Source organism: Streptomyces sp. NPDC057616 (assembly GCF_042800575.1).
In the GTDB taxonomy this organism is placed as follows: domain Bacteria; phylum Actinomycetota; class Actinomycetes; order Streptomycetales; family Streptomycetaceae; genus Streptomyces.
Genome location: NZ_JBHVGU010000006.1, coordinates 298,015 through 312,463, shown reverse-complemented (window position 1 = coordinate 312,463; position 14,449 = coordinate 298,015). Strand labels below are relative to the sequence as shown.

13 protein-coding genes are annotated in these 14,449 nt (G+C 72.3%); 4 read left to right on the top strand and 9 right to left on the bottom strand.

The genetic code is table 11. The annotated features are described in order from the left end of the window. Nucleotides 1-45: 45 nt before the first annotated feature. Together ACFU97_RS10080 and ACFU97_RS10075 are read right to left on the bottom strand one after the other, a co-directional pair. Nucleotides 46-480 (bottom strand): GNAT family N-acetyltransferase, encoded by a 435-nt coding sequence (locus ACFU97_RS10080; RefSeq protein WP_384253417.1) that lies wholly within the window; start codon nucleotides 478-480, stop codon nucleotides 46-48. A gap of 77 nt (nucleotides 481-557) precedes the next feature. Next, nucleotides 558-1,994 (bottom strand): PLP-dependent aminotransferase family protein, encoded by a 1,437-nt coding sequence (locus ACFU97_RS10075; protein ID WP_384253415.1) that lies wholly within the window; start codon nucleotides 1,992-1,994, stop codon nucleotides 558-560. Here ACFU97_RS10075 and ACFU97_RS10070 point away from each other — a divergent pair. Then, on the top strand, nucleotides 1,993-2,913 hold the full coding sequence (locus ACFU97_RS10070; protein ID WP_384253413.1) for a DMT family transporter: 921 nt from the start codon (nucleotides 1,993-1,995) through the stop codon (nucleotides 2,911-2,913). The two genes, ACFU97_RS10075 and ACFU97_RS10070, sit on opposite strands and share 2 nt — an antisense overlap. A gap of 92 nt (nucleotides 2,914-3,005) precedes the next feature. After that, complete coding sequence (locus ACFU97_RS10065) at nucleotides 3,006-3,200, top strand: DUF1918 domain-containing protein (RefSeq protein WP_384253410.1); 195 nt, start codon at nucleotides 3,006-3,008, stop codon at nucleotides 3,198-3,200. Nucleotide 3,201: 1 nt separating this feature from the next. Here ACFU97_RS10065 and ACFU97_RS10060 read toward each other — a convergent pair whose 3' ends face one another. Further along, nucleotides 3,202-4,425 carry a glycoside hydrolase family 10 protein gene (locus ACFU97_RS10060; RefSeq protein ID WP_384253408.1) on the bottom strand — a complete coding sequence of 408 codons (1,224 nt, stop codon included), beginning with the start codon at nucleotides 4,423-4,425 and terminating at the stop codon, nucleotides 3,202-3,204. Nucleotides 4,426-4,600: 175 nt separating this feature from the next. Between ACFU97_RS10060 and ACFU97_RS10055 the strand changes: the two genes are divergently transcribed. Both ACFU97_RS10055 and ACFU97_RS10050 read left to right on the top strand, forming a co-directional pair. Continuing rightward, nucleotides 4,601-5,476 carry a 3-hydroxybutyryl-CoA dehydrogenase gene (locus ACFU97_RS10055; protein ID WP_384253406.1) on the top strand — a complete coding sequence of 292 codons (876 nt, stop codon included), beginning with the start codon at nucleotides 4,601-4,603 and terminating at the stop codon, nucleotides 5,474-5,476. Nucleotides 5,477-5,703: 227 nt separating this feature from the next. Next, nucleotides 5,704-5,961: a hypothetical protein gene (locus ACFU97_RS10050; RefSeq protein ID WP_384253404.1), complete on the top strand. Its 258-nt coding sequence runs from the start codon at nucleotides 5,704-5,706 to the stop codon at nucleotides 5,959-5,961. A 23-nt stretch (nucleotides 5,962-5,984) separates the two neighbouring features. Here ACFU97_RS10050 and ACFU97_RS10045 read toward each other — a convergent pair whose 3' ends face one another. The 6 genes from ACFU97_RS10045 to ACFU97_RS10020 form a co-directional block, all read right to left on the bottom strand. Then, nucleotides 5,985-6,530, bottom strand: coding sequence for an NUDIX hydrolase (locus ACFU97_RS10045; RefSeq protein WP_384253402.1), 546 nt, complete (start codon nucleotides 6,528-6,530; stop codon nucleotides 5,985-5,987). 75 nt (nucleotides 6,531-6,605) lie between these two features. After that, complete coding sequence (locus ACFU97_RS10040) at nucleotides 6,606-7,946, bottom strand: transcriptional regulator (protein ID WP_384253400.1); 1,341 nt, start codon at nucleotides 7,944-7,946, stop codon at nucleotides 6,606-6,608. Nucleotides 7,947-8,225: 279 nt separating this feature from the next. Next, the gene (locus ACFU97_RS10035) at nucleotides 8,226-9,320 is read right to left on the bottom strand and encodes a PP2C family protein-serine/threonine phosphatase (RefSeq protein WP_384253398.1); all 1,095 of its coding nucleotides are present in this window, start codon (nucleotides 9,318-9,320) and stop codon (nucleotides 8,226-8,228) included. Nucleotides 9,321-9,521: 201 nt separating this feature from the next. Next, nucleotides 9,522-12,035, bottom strand: a complete 2,514-nt coding sequence (pheT, locus tag ACFU97_RS10030; RefSeq protein WP_384253395.1) for a phenylalanine--tRNA ligase subunit beta — start codon at nucleotides 12,033-12,035, stop codon at nucleotides 9,522-9,524. Next, nucleotides 12,035-13,159 (bottom strand): phenylalanine--tRNA ligase subunit alpha, encoded by a 1,125-nt coding sequence (pheS, locus tag ACFU97_RS10025; RefSeq protein WP_384253393.1) that lies wholly within the window; start codon nucleotides 13,157-13,159, stop codon nucleotides 12,035-12,037. Before pheS ends, pheT begins: the two co-directional genes overlap by 1 nt. 135 nt (nucleotides 13,160-13,294) lie before the next feature. After that, on the bottom strand, nucleotides 13,295-14,422 hold the full coding sequence (locus ACFU97_RS10020) for an ATP-binding protein (protein WP_384253390.1): 1,128 nt from the start codon (nucleotides 14,420-14,422) through the stop codon (nucleotides 13,295-13,297). Nucleotides 14,423-14,449 lie beyond the last annotated feature (27 nt).

Sequence of the window (14,449 nt, the reverse complement as noted above, 5' to 3'; positions counted from 1 at the left end):
ACTTCAAGGTCAGGACCTGGCGGACAAGTGACGCAATCCGGCCGCTCAGAACACCAGCGCCATCCACTGGTCGGGTCGCGCCAGCGCGCGGAACCCGAGCTTCTCGTACACACCGTGGGCGTCATGCGTGGCGAGCAGGATGCGCCGCAGACCGTACGGCTCCAGGTGATCGCGTACGGCGCCCACGAGGGCCGTCCCGATGTTCTTGCCCCGCACGGAGCGGTCGACGTAGACGTCGCACAGCCAGGCGAAGGTGGCACGGTCGGTGATGACCCGGGCATACGCCACCTGATCTCCCGAAACCATGTCGTACACACCGAAGTTGAGCGACCCGGCGACCGCTCGCTCCTGCTTCTCCCGCGAGCGTTCCAGCGCCCAGTACGCGTCGCTCGACAGCCACCGGTGCACCCGGTCGACGTCGATGCGCCCGGCGTCGGCCGAGATCTCGTACCCGTCAGGAAGCTTCACCGCGTCGCTCATGGCGGGAGGCTCGCAGGTCCGGGGAGGGGCGTCGAGCGGTTTTCCGGGGCGATCCGCCGCCGGCGTCGCACGCGGCGTCATGCCCGCACCTCCTTGAACGCCGTCCGCAGCCGGCGCACCCCCTCCGTGATCTCCCCGGCCCCCGCGACCGCCGCGAAGCTCAACCGCGCGTGTGCGGCCGGGGGTTCGGCGCTGAAGTAGGGGCGGCCGGGGGTGATGGCGACGCCCGCGCGCAGGGCGGCGGAGGTGAGGGCGAGTTCGTCGGTGCCGTCGGGCAGGCGCAGCCAGAGGTGGTAGCCGCCCGACGGGACGTGCGGGAGGGCGAGTTCGGGCAGCCGCAGGCGCAGCGCCGCCGTCATGGTGTCGCGCCGGGTCTTCAACTCCGCCGAGATGGAACGGAGATGGCGGGGCCAGGCCGGGGAGCCGACGAGTTCGACGGCCGCTTCCTGCAACGGCCGGGGGACGAAGAAGGTGTCGACGATCTGGATGGCGCGCAGCCGTTCCAGCACCGGCCCGCGGGCGGCGAGCGCGCTCACCCGGAAGCTGGGCGAGGTCGCCTTCGTCAGGGAGCCGACGTGGACCACCACGCCGTCGGGGTCGTCGGCCACGAGGGGACTCGGCAGCGGGCCCGCGTCCTCGTGCACGAGCCGCCGTACGAAGTCGTCCTCGACGACGAACGCCCCGGCCGCCCGGGCGATGCGCAGCACCTCGGCGCGGCGGTCCGCGGCGAGGACCGCGCCCGTCGGGTTCTGGAACAGCGGCTGGCAGACGAAGACCCGCGCGCCGGTGGCGCGGAACGCGTCGGCGAGCAGGGACGGCCTGACGCCGTCCTGGTCGACCGGGACGGGGACAGGGCGCAGGCCCGCCGAGCGCGCGATCGCCAGCATGCCCGGATAGGTCGGGGATTCGACGAGCACCGGGGCGCCCGGCGGCGCGAGCGCGCGCAGGGCCGTGGTCAGGGCGGACTGGCCGCCCGCGGTGATCAGCACCTCGGCCGCGGTGACCCCGCCGCCGATACCGCGCGCGAACCACTCCCGCAGTTCCGGCAGACCCTCCATCGGCGGCCGGCCCCAGGCACCGGGGCGGCGCCCGGCCCGGGCCAGCGCGGCCGCCATCGCCCGCTCCGGCTGCAGAGTCGGGTGCAGATAGCCGCCGTTGAACTCGACGACCCCGGGCGGCGGCGCGGCGAGCGACACGACCACGCCGGACGCGTCGACCGTGCGCGGTACGAGGTCGGCGGCCCCGTCCGCACTCAGGGCCACCTCCTGCCAGGAGGTGTCACCGGGCGCGGCGCTCTCGCCCCGCGGCTCGGCACGGAAGGCGCCCGCGCCCGGCCGGGTCACCACCAGTCCCTCGGCGGCCAGCTGGGCCAGGGCCCGCGAGACGGTCACGGGGCTGACCCGGAACCGCTCGACGAGGACACGACTCGACGGGAGCTTTCCACCAGGAGAGTAGCGGTCGAGTTCCCGTCGCAGCTGTCCCGCCAGTTCACCGACGCTGCTACGCTGTTGCATGAGAGCACAGAATAGCGCTACTGCTTCGGAGCGGATAGCGGTCGCCACCCCGCACGAGACGCCGGCCGTCGGCGGCACGCTCCAGGCGGTCCTCGGCGTCACCGCCTTCTCGCTCACCTTCCCCGCCACCGCCTGGGGGCTCGAAGGCTTCGGGCCCTGGTCGCTGGTGGCCGTCCGCAGTGTGCTGGCCGCGCTCATCGCGGGCGCCTGTCTGCTCGCCACGCGGGTGCGGCTGCCGGAGCGCCGCCACTGGGCCGGGCTCGCGGTGGTCGCCGCCGGGGTCGTGGTCGGCTTCCCGCTGCTGACCACGCTCGCGCTCGAGACGTCCACCACCGCGCACGCGGCCGTCGTGGTCGGCCTGCTCCCGCTCACCACCGCCCTGTTCTCCGCCCTGCGCACCGGCCACCGGCCCTCCCGTACCTTCTGGACGGCGGCCCTCGCGGGCGCGGCCGCCGTCGTCGCGTTCACGGTGCAGCAGAGCGGCGGCGCACTGACCACCGCCGACCTCTATCTGTTCGCCGCGCTGCTGGTGTGCGCGGCCGGCTACACCGAGGGCGGCCGGCTGGCCCGTGTCATGCCGGGCTGGCAGGTCATCGGCTGGGCCCTGGTCCTGTGCCTGCCGCTGAGCGTGCCTGCCGCGGCGCTCGCCCTGTCGTACGAGCCCGCGCAGTTGACCGCGCACAGCGTGACCGGGGTGCTCTGGGTCGCGGCGGGCTCGCAGTTCCTCGGCCTGGTCGTCTGGTACCGGGGCATGGCGGCGATCGGCATCCCCAAGGCCAGCCAGTTGCAGTTGGCCCAGCCGCTGCTCACACTGGTGTGGTCCGTGCTGCTGCTGGGCGAGCATCCGACGGCCGCCGCACCGCTGACCGCCGCGGCGGTCCTCGTGTGCATCGCCGTCACCCAGCGGGCGCGGGGCTGAGCGGCGTGCACGCTCCGGTCCCAACCCGGGCCCCGCGCCGTAGACTCGGCCACGGACCGCTGCTCCCGCACATCGGTGAGGAGGCGCTACACATGCAGGCAACCGTGGGCGACCAGCTTGTCCAGCACGGCAGGGTGGTCGGACAGCACGACAAGGTCGGTGAGATCGTCGAAGTCCTGGGCCCGGAGGGCACTCCGCCGTTCCGCGTCCGCTTCGAGGACGGGCACGTGGGCGTGTGCTCCCCCGGCCCCGACACCGAGATCCGGCACAAGGAGACGCAGCAGTAGATCAGCGCGGGGGCCTCGCCGGCCGGCGGTAGTGGTCGGCGACGACCCGTGCCATCGCCCCGATACGGTCCGTCGCCACGTCTTTGGCGGCGAAGTAGACGTGCCCGCGCACCTGCGGGTGGTTCCGTGCCAGGGTGAGATGCCCGGAAAGCTCCGCGGGGTCCTGCCACGCCGCGCCCTGCGCCGGATCGCCGGCGCGGTACAGCGCCTCCCCCACGTAGAGCTGGGTGCTGGTGCCCCGGGCGACCTCCGCCCACCAGGGCACGAGCGTGGCGTAGTCGGCGGCGGCGAACCCGATGTTCCAGTAGACCTGCGGGCAGATGTAGTCGATCCAGTGCTCGCGCACCCACCTGCGGGTGTCCGCGTGCAGGTCGTCGTAGGTCTGCACGCCCGCCCGGGTGTCCGAGCCGAGCGGGTCGGTCGCGGCGTTGCGCCACACCGCGAACGGGCTGATGCCGAACCGCGTTCCGGGCCGGGTCCGCCTGATCCGTGCCGCCATCTCCAGCACCAGCCGGTCGATGTTGTCGCGGCGCCAGTCGGCCTTGCTCGCGAAGCCGCCGCCGTAGGTGTCGTAGGCCTCGTCGTCGTCGAAGGTCTGGCCGGCCACCGGATACGGATAGAAGTAGTCGTCGAAGTGCACGGCGTCGACCGGGTACTTGCGGACCGCGTCGAGCATCGCGTCCTGGACGAAGGCGCGCACCTCGGGCAGTCCCGGGTTGTAGTGGAGCTTCCCGCCGTACGGCACCACCCAGTCGGGGCGCAGCCGCGCCGGGTGGGTGGCGGCGAGCCGCGTCAGGTCCGTGTGGGTGGCCACGCGGTAGGGGTTGAACCAGGCGTGCAGCTCCAGACCGCGGTCGTGGGCCTCCTGGACGGCCGTCTCCAGCGGGTTCCAGCCGGGGTCCCGGCCCTGGGTCCCGGTGAGGAACTGCGACCAGGGCTCGTACGGCGAGGGCCACAGCGCGTCCGCGGTCGGACGCACCTGGAACATCACGGCGTTGAGGCGGTTGCGCACCGCCAGGTCGAGCAGCCCGGCCAGCTCCGCGCGCTGCTCGGCCGCGGTCAGGCCCGGGCGGGAGGGCCAGTCCCGGTTGGCCACGGTGGCCACCCACACCCCCCGCATCTCGCCGGGCGCGCGCCGGCGCCGCGGTGCGGCGGCCGCGTCCGGAGCCGCCGCCAGCGTGGCGAGCGCGGCCAGCGTGAACGCCCTGCGTGAGACTCGACCCATGGTCGGGGCACCCCCATACAGTACGGATCCGTACGGTTACGGATCGTTTCCGTCGCCCAGGATGCCCGTACCCGGACGATCGATCATCGATACTTGGGAGTAACGTGCACGATCGGAGCAGGGGCCGAACCAGCGGAGACCTGCCGCCCACCCGTAGACCAGCGAAGGGGACGATGTGACTGACATCCCGGCGGGAGACATTGCGCGCGTCGGAGTTGTGGGCTGCGGCCAGATGGGAGCCGGCATCGCCGAGGTGTGCGCCCGTTCCGGTCTGGAGGTCAAGGTCGCCGAGACCACCGGCGAGGCTCTGGAGATCGGCCGCACCCGGCTGTTCAACTCCCTGAGCAAGGCGGCCGAGCGCGGCAAGATCACCGAGGCGGAGCTGGACGCCACGCAGGCGCTGCTCAGCTTCACCACCGACCTCGGCGAGTTCGCCGACCGCGACCTGGTGATCGAGGCCGTCGTCGAGAACGAGCAGGTGAAGACGGAGATCTTCCAGGTCCTCGATCAGGTCGTGACCCGGCCCGACGCGATCCTTGCCTCCAACACCTCCTCGATCCCGCTGGTCAAGCTGGCGGTCGCCACCTCGCGCCCCGACCAGGTCGTCGGCATCCACTTCTTCAACCCGGCGCCCGTGCAGAAGCTGGTGGAGCTGATCCCGGCGCTCACCACCTCCGAGGGCACCCTCGGCCGCGCCCAGCTGTTCACCGAGAAGGTGCTCGGCAAGCACGCCATCCGGGCCCAGGACCGCTCCGGCTTCGTGGTCAACGCGCTGCTGATCCCCTACCTCCTGTCCGCGATCCGGATGTTCGAGTCGGGCATCGCCAGCCGCGAGGACATCGACAACGGCATGGAGCTCGGCTGCGCCCACCCGATGGGCCCGCTGAAGCTGTCCGACCTGATCGGCCTGGACACGGTCGCGTCCGTCGCGTACTCGATGTACGAGGAGTACAAGGAGCCGCTGTACGCCGCTCCCCCGCTGCTCCAGCGCATGGTCGACGCGGGCCGGCTCGGCCGGAAGTCCGGCTCGGGCTTCTACAGCTACCGCTGACACCCGCGCCCCGGCGGGCCGCACCCTGCCCGTTCCAGGGTGGCGGCTACACAGTGCGACGAACACGGGCCCGGCACCTTTCGAGGTGCCGGGCCCGCGCCATTCACACACCGTGTGCGCCGCGGGCTCGCATATGCCGTCCGCACACGCTCCCCACGCGCCCACCAGGCGAGTTGACTCCTCATGCGCATGCAAGGGATGTGCCGACTACGGAAAGGAGCGGACTCGTGACCGCCGACCCCGAGCATCCCGTGGTCCAAGGAGAACTCGCAGAGTTACGCCGCCGCCTCGACGTCGCGTACGCACGCGTCGAGGGAGGGCTCGCTCTGCTCAACCACCGGACCGAGGAGGCCGACAAGGAGATGGACGACCTGAGCGCACGGATCATCGCGCTGGAGCACGCCCGCTGGCCGCTGCCCGCGATTGCGACCCTGACCGCGGTGGGCGCGCTCGTGGCGACGATATGGCAGGCCCTGGGCCACTGACACCGGACCAGGACGCGGGGGGATCAGGGCCGGGCGTCCTGCCCGAGCCTGAGGTGGTGCAAGTACAGTAACGCGGCCGCCATGTTGGCGGCCGGGACCTCTCCGCGGGCGATCATGTCGGGGACGAGCTTGAGGGGGACCCATTCCCGGCGGTCCGACTCGAAGTCGTCCACGGGATGCCCGACGTAATCGCCCTCGTCGGCCCAGTAGATGTGGTGCCGGGCGTCGGTGAGGCCGTTGGACGGCTCCACGCTCATGAGGTGCTGCAGAGGTCCCGGCCGCCAGCCGGTCTCCTCCTCGAGTTCCCTGGCGGCCGCGGCGGCGATGTCCTCGCCGTCCTCGACCACCCCTGCCGCGAGTTCCCACCCCCAGCTGTCGGTGATGAAGCGGTGGCGCCACAGGAGGAGGACCTCGTTGGCCTCGTTCACCACCGTCGCCACGGCCACGGGACGCAGCCGTATCAGAAAGTGATCGAGATGCCGGCCGTCCGGCAACTCGACGTCCGCGAGGTTCACGTCGAACCAGCGGTTCGCATACACAGTTTGTTCGTTCTGTTTCGTCCACTGCACGGTTCTGCCACCTTCCGTCGAGTAAGTGGCAATATCGCAGCAGGGACTGTGGTTCGGCGGTGCTCGGTAACCGGTCTACAGCGGTACGCGCAGTGCGCCGTCGATGAGTTCGGCGGCCTCGGCGGTGCCCGCGCAGCCGCTGCGCACCAGGTGCTCGCGCACCGCCCGGAGTCTGTCGCGCAGCCGCTGGGACTCCATTCCGCGCGCCTGTTCCGCCATCTGCACCGCGGTGGCCACGGCTTTGTCGGCGTTGCCCCGGCGCAGTTCGATCGTGCTGAGCATGGCGAGCCGGTGCACCCGGCCGCGGTCGTGCGCCGGGTTGTCCACGGCCGCCGCCGCGTGCTCCCCCGCTGCCACGAGTTCACCGAGGCTGAGGAGCGCCTCCGCCACCTGGACGTTGACCAGACCCGGTTGCACATAGCCGGTCTCGTCGGGCTCGTATCCGCGCCGGATGCGTTCGGCGGCCTGCTCGGCCCGCCGGATGCAGGACAGCGCGGTCGTGCCGTCGCCCAGGTGCGCGTACGCCTTGGCCTGCATCGCGTACAGGTCGCAGGCGAGCGCCGGGGTGATGTGCTTGCCCGCGGCGCGCAGCGCGGCCTCCGCGAAGGCGACGGCCTGCCGGTACTCCCGCATGAACAGGGACTGGTTGACCAGCAGCGCGATCACGTACGCGCCCAGTCCCCGGTCCCCGCTGGCCTTGGCCAGCCGCAGCGCCTGGTGGAAGTAGCGCTGGGCGAGGCCGTGCGCGTCGGAGTCGTAGGCGCAGATGCCCGCGATCGCCACCAACCCGCCCGTCGCCCGGTGCAGTTGACGCCCCGTGGCGTCGGTGTAGCTGCCGCGCAGCAGCGGTGCGGCCTCGGCGTTGAGGAAGCCGACGATCCTGGTGCGCGTCGCGATGCCGCCGGCCTTGCGGTACATCTGCTCGTAGTGGGTACGGGCGGCGCGCAGCATCTCCAGGTCGGCGGGGGTGACCCGGTGCCGGCCGCCGCGTGATACGTCGACGTCCTCGGGCGGGTTCTCCCACTCCCACACGGGCATGACGGCGGGCGTGCCGGTCACCGCGGGCGCGCCCAGGATGTGCGGGCGCTGCTGCTCGTCGGAGCGCCACAGCGCGGTCGCCCGCTCGACGAAGCCGGACAGGGAGGTGCCGTGCGGCGCGGACGGCTCGCCGGGGACGCCGAGGCCGATGTCGTCGAGGGTGACCGGGCGGTGCAGCCGGGCCGCGAGCACCTCGCAGATCAGGTCGGGCACCTGACCGCGCGGCCGCTGCCCCTTCAACCACCGTGCCACAGCGGTGTGTTCGTAACGCAGCGCGAGACCGCGCGCCCGCCCCGCCTGATTGACGTGTGCTGCCAGCCCCGCATGCGAGATCCCGGCCTCGTCCAGGATCGCGTCGAGCAGAGTGTTGGGCTGCATATGTGCCCCCCGGGTGGCTCGGTGCCCGTCAGACTAGTGCGAACGGCTTCACACGGGGTGTGAACGGAGTGCCCGAATCCGCAGCGTACGCGCGCTGTTGCGGAGAGTTTCCGCCCGGTTGACTGAAATGCCTCGCAAAGAGGCCGGCCGGGCCGCCGGCTCCCCCTCGTACAGTGCGGTGGCCCGTTCTCGCGCCGTCCGCCCAGCTGCCTGCCCGACACTCCGTGGCGGGGCGGACGGCCTGCCGGCGGCTTGGCCGGGCGACTGAGCACCGTCGCGTCAGAGGTGCGTGGTCGGCTGCGGGTGTGCCGTGGCCGGTCGCGCGGTTCCCCGCGCCCCCTGGGCGCGTTGGAGGCAACGGTCGTTCCTCAGTGCCAGCAGGGCCATGTCGTCCGTCGGGATGCCGGCCGTGTGGTGGAGCAGTGCGGTGAAGACCGATCCGAGGACCGCCTGGGGGACGGCCACGGTGGTGTCGCGCACGTAGCGGGCCAGGACCTCGCCCAACGGAAAGAACCGGCCACGGCCGTCCCTGGCGTCCTCCACGCCGTCCGTGTGGAGGAGCAGGGTCTCGCCGGGCAGCAGACGGCCGCAGTGCTGCACGTCCAGTTCGGGCGGGAGCGGGAATGGTCCGAGCGGAGGGAGGGGATCCGCTCGGACCATGGGCTCCGCCCGTCCCTCACCGAGCAGATGGGGCCAGGGGTGCCCGCAGTTGAGCAGGCGCATCTCTCCGTCGGGCCCGATCTCCAGCAGCAGTACGGTGACGAACTCCTCGGCGACCGGGTGGTCCGGCTCCGCTCCGGCCGAGGGGTGCTCGCTGCGTGCCCGCTCGCGCAGGTGCCGGGCCAGGGCGCGCTCCAGGCGCCGCAGCACGGAGCCGAGTTCGGGCTCGTCGTGCACCGCCTCGCGGAAGCTGCCGAGGACGGCGGCGACCGTGCTGACGGCGGCCAGGCCGTGCCCGCGCACGTCGCCCATCACGACCCGCACGCCGTGCTCGGTGGCGATGGCGTCGTACAGGTCGCCGCCGATGGCCGCGCCGCGGTCGGCGGATACCTGGGCGGCGGCGACGCTCAGCCCCGCGATCCGCGGCGGCAGCGGTCTCAGCAGCGCGCTCTGCGCGACGCCCGCGACCCGGCGGGCCTCCTTCAGCTCGCGCAGCAGCGCGTGCCGCACGTGCAGGATCAGTCCCGTCCCGACGGCGAAGAAGACGGCGCTGGTGACGACCCGCGCGCCCAGACCGTTCTGCTGGGCCAGCGGACAGGCCAGTTTGTACGAGATCGCCATGGCGCCCCACACGGTGGGCAGCCCCAGCGCGAGCACCCGGCGCAGCGGCCGCCTCCCCGCGCCGCGGCGAACCCCGGGCTTGATGCGGATCATGCCGATTGGCCCCCCATTTAGGCCCCGACAGCACAGACGGACCGGCCCCTAGAGACCGGTCCGATTCTGTCGACCGCATGGCCTGATAGGGCCAGATCATCCGAGATTGTCACCCGAATGAGTGAGCACCTACGAGCCACTCGCATTTATGCAGGTGGGAGGCATATTCACGGCGGAAACTGCAATGCCTCCCTCCTGTAGCTAACCCCGCAGAACGGCTCCCGTGCGCTCGCCCGCGAGGGCGACCGCCGCGTCCCGGGCCGCCGAGGCCTCGTCGACCGTCAGCGTCCGGTCACCCGCGCGGAAGCGCAGCGCGTACGCCAGCGACCTGCGGCCCTCGCCGAGCTGGTCGTCGTTCTCGTAGACGTCGAACAGCCGGATTCCTTCGAGGAGTTCGCCCGCGCCCTCGCGCAGCGCGGCCTCCACGTCGGAGTGCGGTACGGCCTTGTCGACGACCAGGGCGACGTCCTGCGTGGCCACGGGGAACGTGGAGATGCTGGGCGCCTGCGGGGTGTCGTTGCCGACCGCCTCCAGCACGTCCAGGTCGATCTCCATCGCGCAGGTCCGCTCGGGCAGGCCGAGCGCCTTGATCACGCGCGGGTGCAGCTCGCCGGCGTGGCCGACGACCTTGTCCGCACCGTCCACGACGACCACCAGCTCGGCCGTGCGGCCCGGGTGCCAGGGCCCGTACTGCCCTCCGCGCACGGCCAGTTCGGCGCCGGCCTCGCGGGCCACGGCCCGGGCGGCCTCGACGGCGTCGGCCCAGTCCGCCGGACGGCCCTTGCCCCACCAGCCGGCCTGCTCGCGGGCGCCCGCGAGGACGACGGCGGCGTGGCGCGGCTGCTCCGGCAGCGCGGCGTCCAGTTCGGCGATCTCCTCGTCGGTGGGCCGCCGGTCGACCGGCAGGGCCGCGGCGATCTGCTGCTCCTCGCGCGGCCGGAAGACCAGGCCGGTCTCGAAGAGCGCCAGGTCGTGCGAGCCGCGGCCGTTGTTGCGGCGCAGCGCGCCGAACAGGCCCGGCAGCAGCGACGTACGGAGCGCGGGCTCCTCGTCGTTGAGCGGGTTGGTCAGCTTCACGACGCGCCGCGCCGGGTCGTCGGCCTCCAGCAGCAGCTGGTCGAAGACCTGCTCGCCGATGAACGGGTAGTTCGGCGCCTCGACGTAGCCCGCCCCGGCCAGCGCGCGGCCGATGCGGCGGTGCAGCCGCTGGCGGTGCGTCAGGCCGCGGCCGGACGGCGGCTTGGGCAGCGTGGAGGGCAGGTTCTCGTAGCCCTCGAGGCGGATGACCTCCTCCGCGAGGTCGTTGATCTCCATCAGGTCGGGCCGCCAGGACGGCACGGTGACGATCAGCTCGTCCTGCCCGTAGACGTCGCAGCCGATCTCCTGAAGCCGCCGCACGACGGTCTCGCGGCCGTAGTCGACGCCCGCCACCTTGTCCGGGTGGTCGGCGGCGACCGTGATGGTGTGCGGCGCGGAGGGCGCGACGACCTCGGTGACGCCGGCCTCGGCACTGCCGCCGGCGAGCAGCACCAGCAGGTCGACCGTGCGCTGCGCGGCGGCGGCCGCGGCCTGCGGGTCGACGCCGCGCTCGAAGCGCCGGGACGCCTCGGAGGACAGCTTGTGACGGCGGGCCGTGCGCGCGATCGACACCGCGTCGAAGTGCGCGGCCTCGATCACCACGTCGCTGGTGGCGTTCTCCACGTCGTCGTGGTCGGCGATCTCGGTGTTGGCGCCGCCCATGACACCGGCGAGGCCGATGGGACCGCGCTCGTCGGTGATCACCAGGTCCTCGGCGTCGAGCTTGCGCTCGGTGCCGTCGAGGGTGACGAGCTTCTCGCCGGGCTCGGCCCGGCGGACGCCGATGGTGCCCTGGACCAGCGAGCGGTCGTAGGCGTGCAGCGGCTGGCCGAGCTCCATCATCACGTAGTTGGTGACGTCGACGGCGAGCGAGATCGGGCGCATGCCGACCTTCTGCAGCCGGCGCTGCAGCCAGATCGGGGAGCGCGCCTCGGGGCTGAGGCCGGTCACCGTGCGGGCGGTGAAGCGGTCGCAGCCGGTGGGGTCGGAGACCTGCACCGGGTAACCGAAGGCGTTCGGGCCGGGTACGTCGATCAGCGCCGGGTCGCGCAGCGGCAGGCCGTAGGCGATGGCGGTCTCGCGGGCGACGCCGCGGATGGACAGGCAGTCGCCGCGGTTGGCGGTGACGGCGATGTCCAGGACCTCGTCGACCAGCTCCAGGAGCTCGATGGCGTCCTTGCCGACCTCGATCTCCGGCGGCAGCACGATGATGCCCTTGCTGCCGTCGTCGCCCATGCCCAGCTCGTCGCTGGAGCAGATCATGCCGTGGGACGTCTTGCCGTACGTCTTGCGCGCGGAGATCGAGAAGCCGCCCGGCAGAGTGGCGCCGGGCAGCACCACGACGACCTTGTCGCCGACGGCGAAGTTGCGGGCGCCGCAGACGATCTCCTGGGGCTCGCCGGTGCCGTTGGCCTGGCCGACGTCGACGGTGCAGAAGCGGATCGGCTTCTTGAAGCCCTCCAGCTCCTCGATGGTCAGCACCCGGCCGACGACGAGCGGGCCCTTGAGGTCGGCGCCGAGGTGCTCGACGGTCTCGACCTCGAGCCCGGCCGAGACGAGCTTGTCCTGGACGTCGCGGCCGGTTTCCGTCGCCGGCAGGTCGACGTACTCCCGCAGCCAAGAAAGCGGGACCCGCATCAGATCTCCATCCCGAACGGCCGGGTGAACCGGACGTCACCCTCGACCATGTCTCGCATGTCTTCGACGTTGTGGCGGAACATCAGCATCCGCTCGATGCCGAACCCGAAGGCGAAGCCGCTGTACTTCTCCGGGTCGACGCCGCAGGCCGTGAGGACCCGCGGATTGACCATGCCGCAACCGCCGAGCTCGATCCAGCCCTCGCTGGAGCAGGTGCGGCAGGGACGGTCGGGATTGCCGACGGACTCGCCCCGGCAGACGTAGCAGACCATGTCCATCTCGGCGGACGGCTCGGTGAAGGGGAAGAAGTTCGGCCGCAGCCTGGTCTTCATGCCCTCGCCGCCGAACAGCGCCTGGACCATGTGGTCGAGGGTGCCCTTGAGGTCGGCCATGGTCAGGCCCTCGTCCACGGCGAGCAGCTCGACCTGGTGGAAGACGGGCGTGTGCGTGGCGTCGAGCTCGTCGGTGCGGTAGACGCGGCCCGGGCAGATCACGTAGACCGGCAGCTCACGGCTGAGCAGCGAGCGGATCTGGACCGGCGAGGTGTGGGTGCGCAGCACGACACCGGACTCGGTGCCGCCCTCCGGGCCCTGCACGAAGAACGTGTCGTGCTCGCCGCGGGCCGGGTGGTCCGGGCCGATGTTCAGGGCGTCGAAGTTGAACCACTCGGCCTCGATCTCGGGGCCCTCGGCGACCTCGTAGCCCATGGCCACGAAGACGTCCTCGATGCGCTCCGAGAGCGTGGTCAGGGGGTGGCGGGCGCCGGCCGGCACGCGGTCGTAGGGCAGCGTGACGTCCACGGCCTCCTCGACCAGCACGCGCGCGTCGCGCTCGGCCTCCAGCTCGGCCTGGCGGGCTCCGAGCGCCTTGTTCACGGCGCCGCGGGCCTGGCCGACCAGCTTGCCGGCGGCGGCCTTGGCGTGCGGGGGCAGTGCGCCGATCTCGCGGTTGGCGAGGGCCAGCGGCGAGGTGCCGCCGGTGTGGGCGACCTTGGCCTCCTGGAGCGCGTCGAGGGAGTCCGCGGCGGCGAAGGCGGCGAGCGCCTCGTCCCGCATGCGCTCGATCTCTTCCGGTTTCAACGCCTCGACCTCGACCGGGTCGTACGACTTATTCGGTGCCGACATCTCTTCCCGTGCTTCCGATTGGCTGGCTGACGTGCCCCGTCTCGACCTGGAGACGCCTCGTCTCCGGTGGTGGACGCAAAGGTGCCAATGGCCGAGTCTAACGGGGTCGGAGTATGCGAATGCGCCCGTGGGCCGCTAGGCGAGATACGCCGGCGCCGCCACGGGCAAGGTAAATCGGAACTCGGCTCCGCCCCCGGGGGCGCGGCCGACCGTGATGGTGCCGCCGTGGGCCTCGACGATGCCCTTGACGATGTAGAGCCCGAGGCCGGTGCCGCCGCGCTTGCTGCCCCGCCAGAAGCGGGTGAAGACGCGGTTCATGGACTCCTCCGGGATGCCGGGCCCCTCGTCGCTCACCGTGACCGACGTGCCGGCGTCCTCCCCCTCGCGCGGGGACGCCGTGGCCGTGATGTCAATCGTGACGGTTCCCTCGCCGTGCCGCACGGCATTTTCCAGCAGATTGCTGAGCACCTGGTCGACCTTGTCGGGGTCCGCCCACAGCGCGGGCAGCGGCTGCTCCAGACGCAGCAGGAAGCGGTCGGCGGGCTGGCCGGCGGCGACGTAGGCCTGGATGTGCCGTCCGACGGCCGCGCCGATGTCGACCGGCTGGCGCCTGACCTCCAGCCGCCCCGAGTCGATCCGCGAGATGTCCAGCAGCTCCGCGATCAGCCGGGTGACCCGGTCGGCGTCGGCGTCGACGGTCTCCAGCATCAGCCGCTTCTGGTCGTCGGTGAAGCGTTCCCACTTGGCGAGGAGCGTGGCGGTGAAGCCCTTCACCGAGGTGAGGGGCGAGCGCAGTTCGTGGGCCACCGTCGCTATCAGCTCGGCGTGGCTGCGCTCGGTGCGGCGGCGGGCCTCGGTGTCGCGCAGGGAGACCACGACGCGGCGGACCGGGCCGGTGGGCTCGCCGCGGACGTACCGGGCCGAGACGAGGACCTCCCGGCCGCCGGGGAGCAGCAGGTTGCGCTCGGGCTGGCGGACCCGGATGGCGAGGCCGCCGTAGGGGTCGGTCAGCTGCCACCAGCGGCGGCCCTCGAGGTCCTCCAGGGGCAGCGCCTTCTCCAGCCGCTGCCCGAGGACCTCCGCGGCGGGGGCCGCGGTGATGCGCTCCGCGGCGGCGTTGAAGCAGATGACGCGGCCGTGCTCGTCGGCGACGACGAGGCCGTCGGGCAGCTCGTCGGGGTCGATGCCGAGCTCGGCGAGGTCGCCGTGCCGGGGCGCGGGCGTGCGACGCGCGCCGCGTGCCCTGCTCGTGCCGACACTCATCCCCGTACCCCACCTCTCAGACGGCGC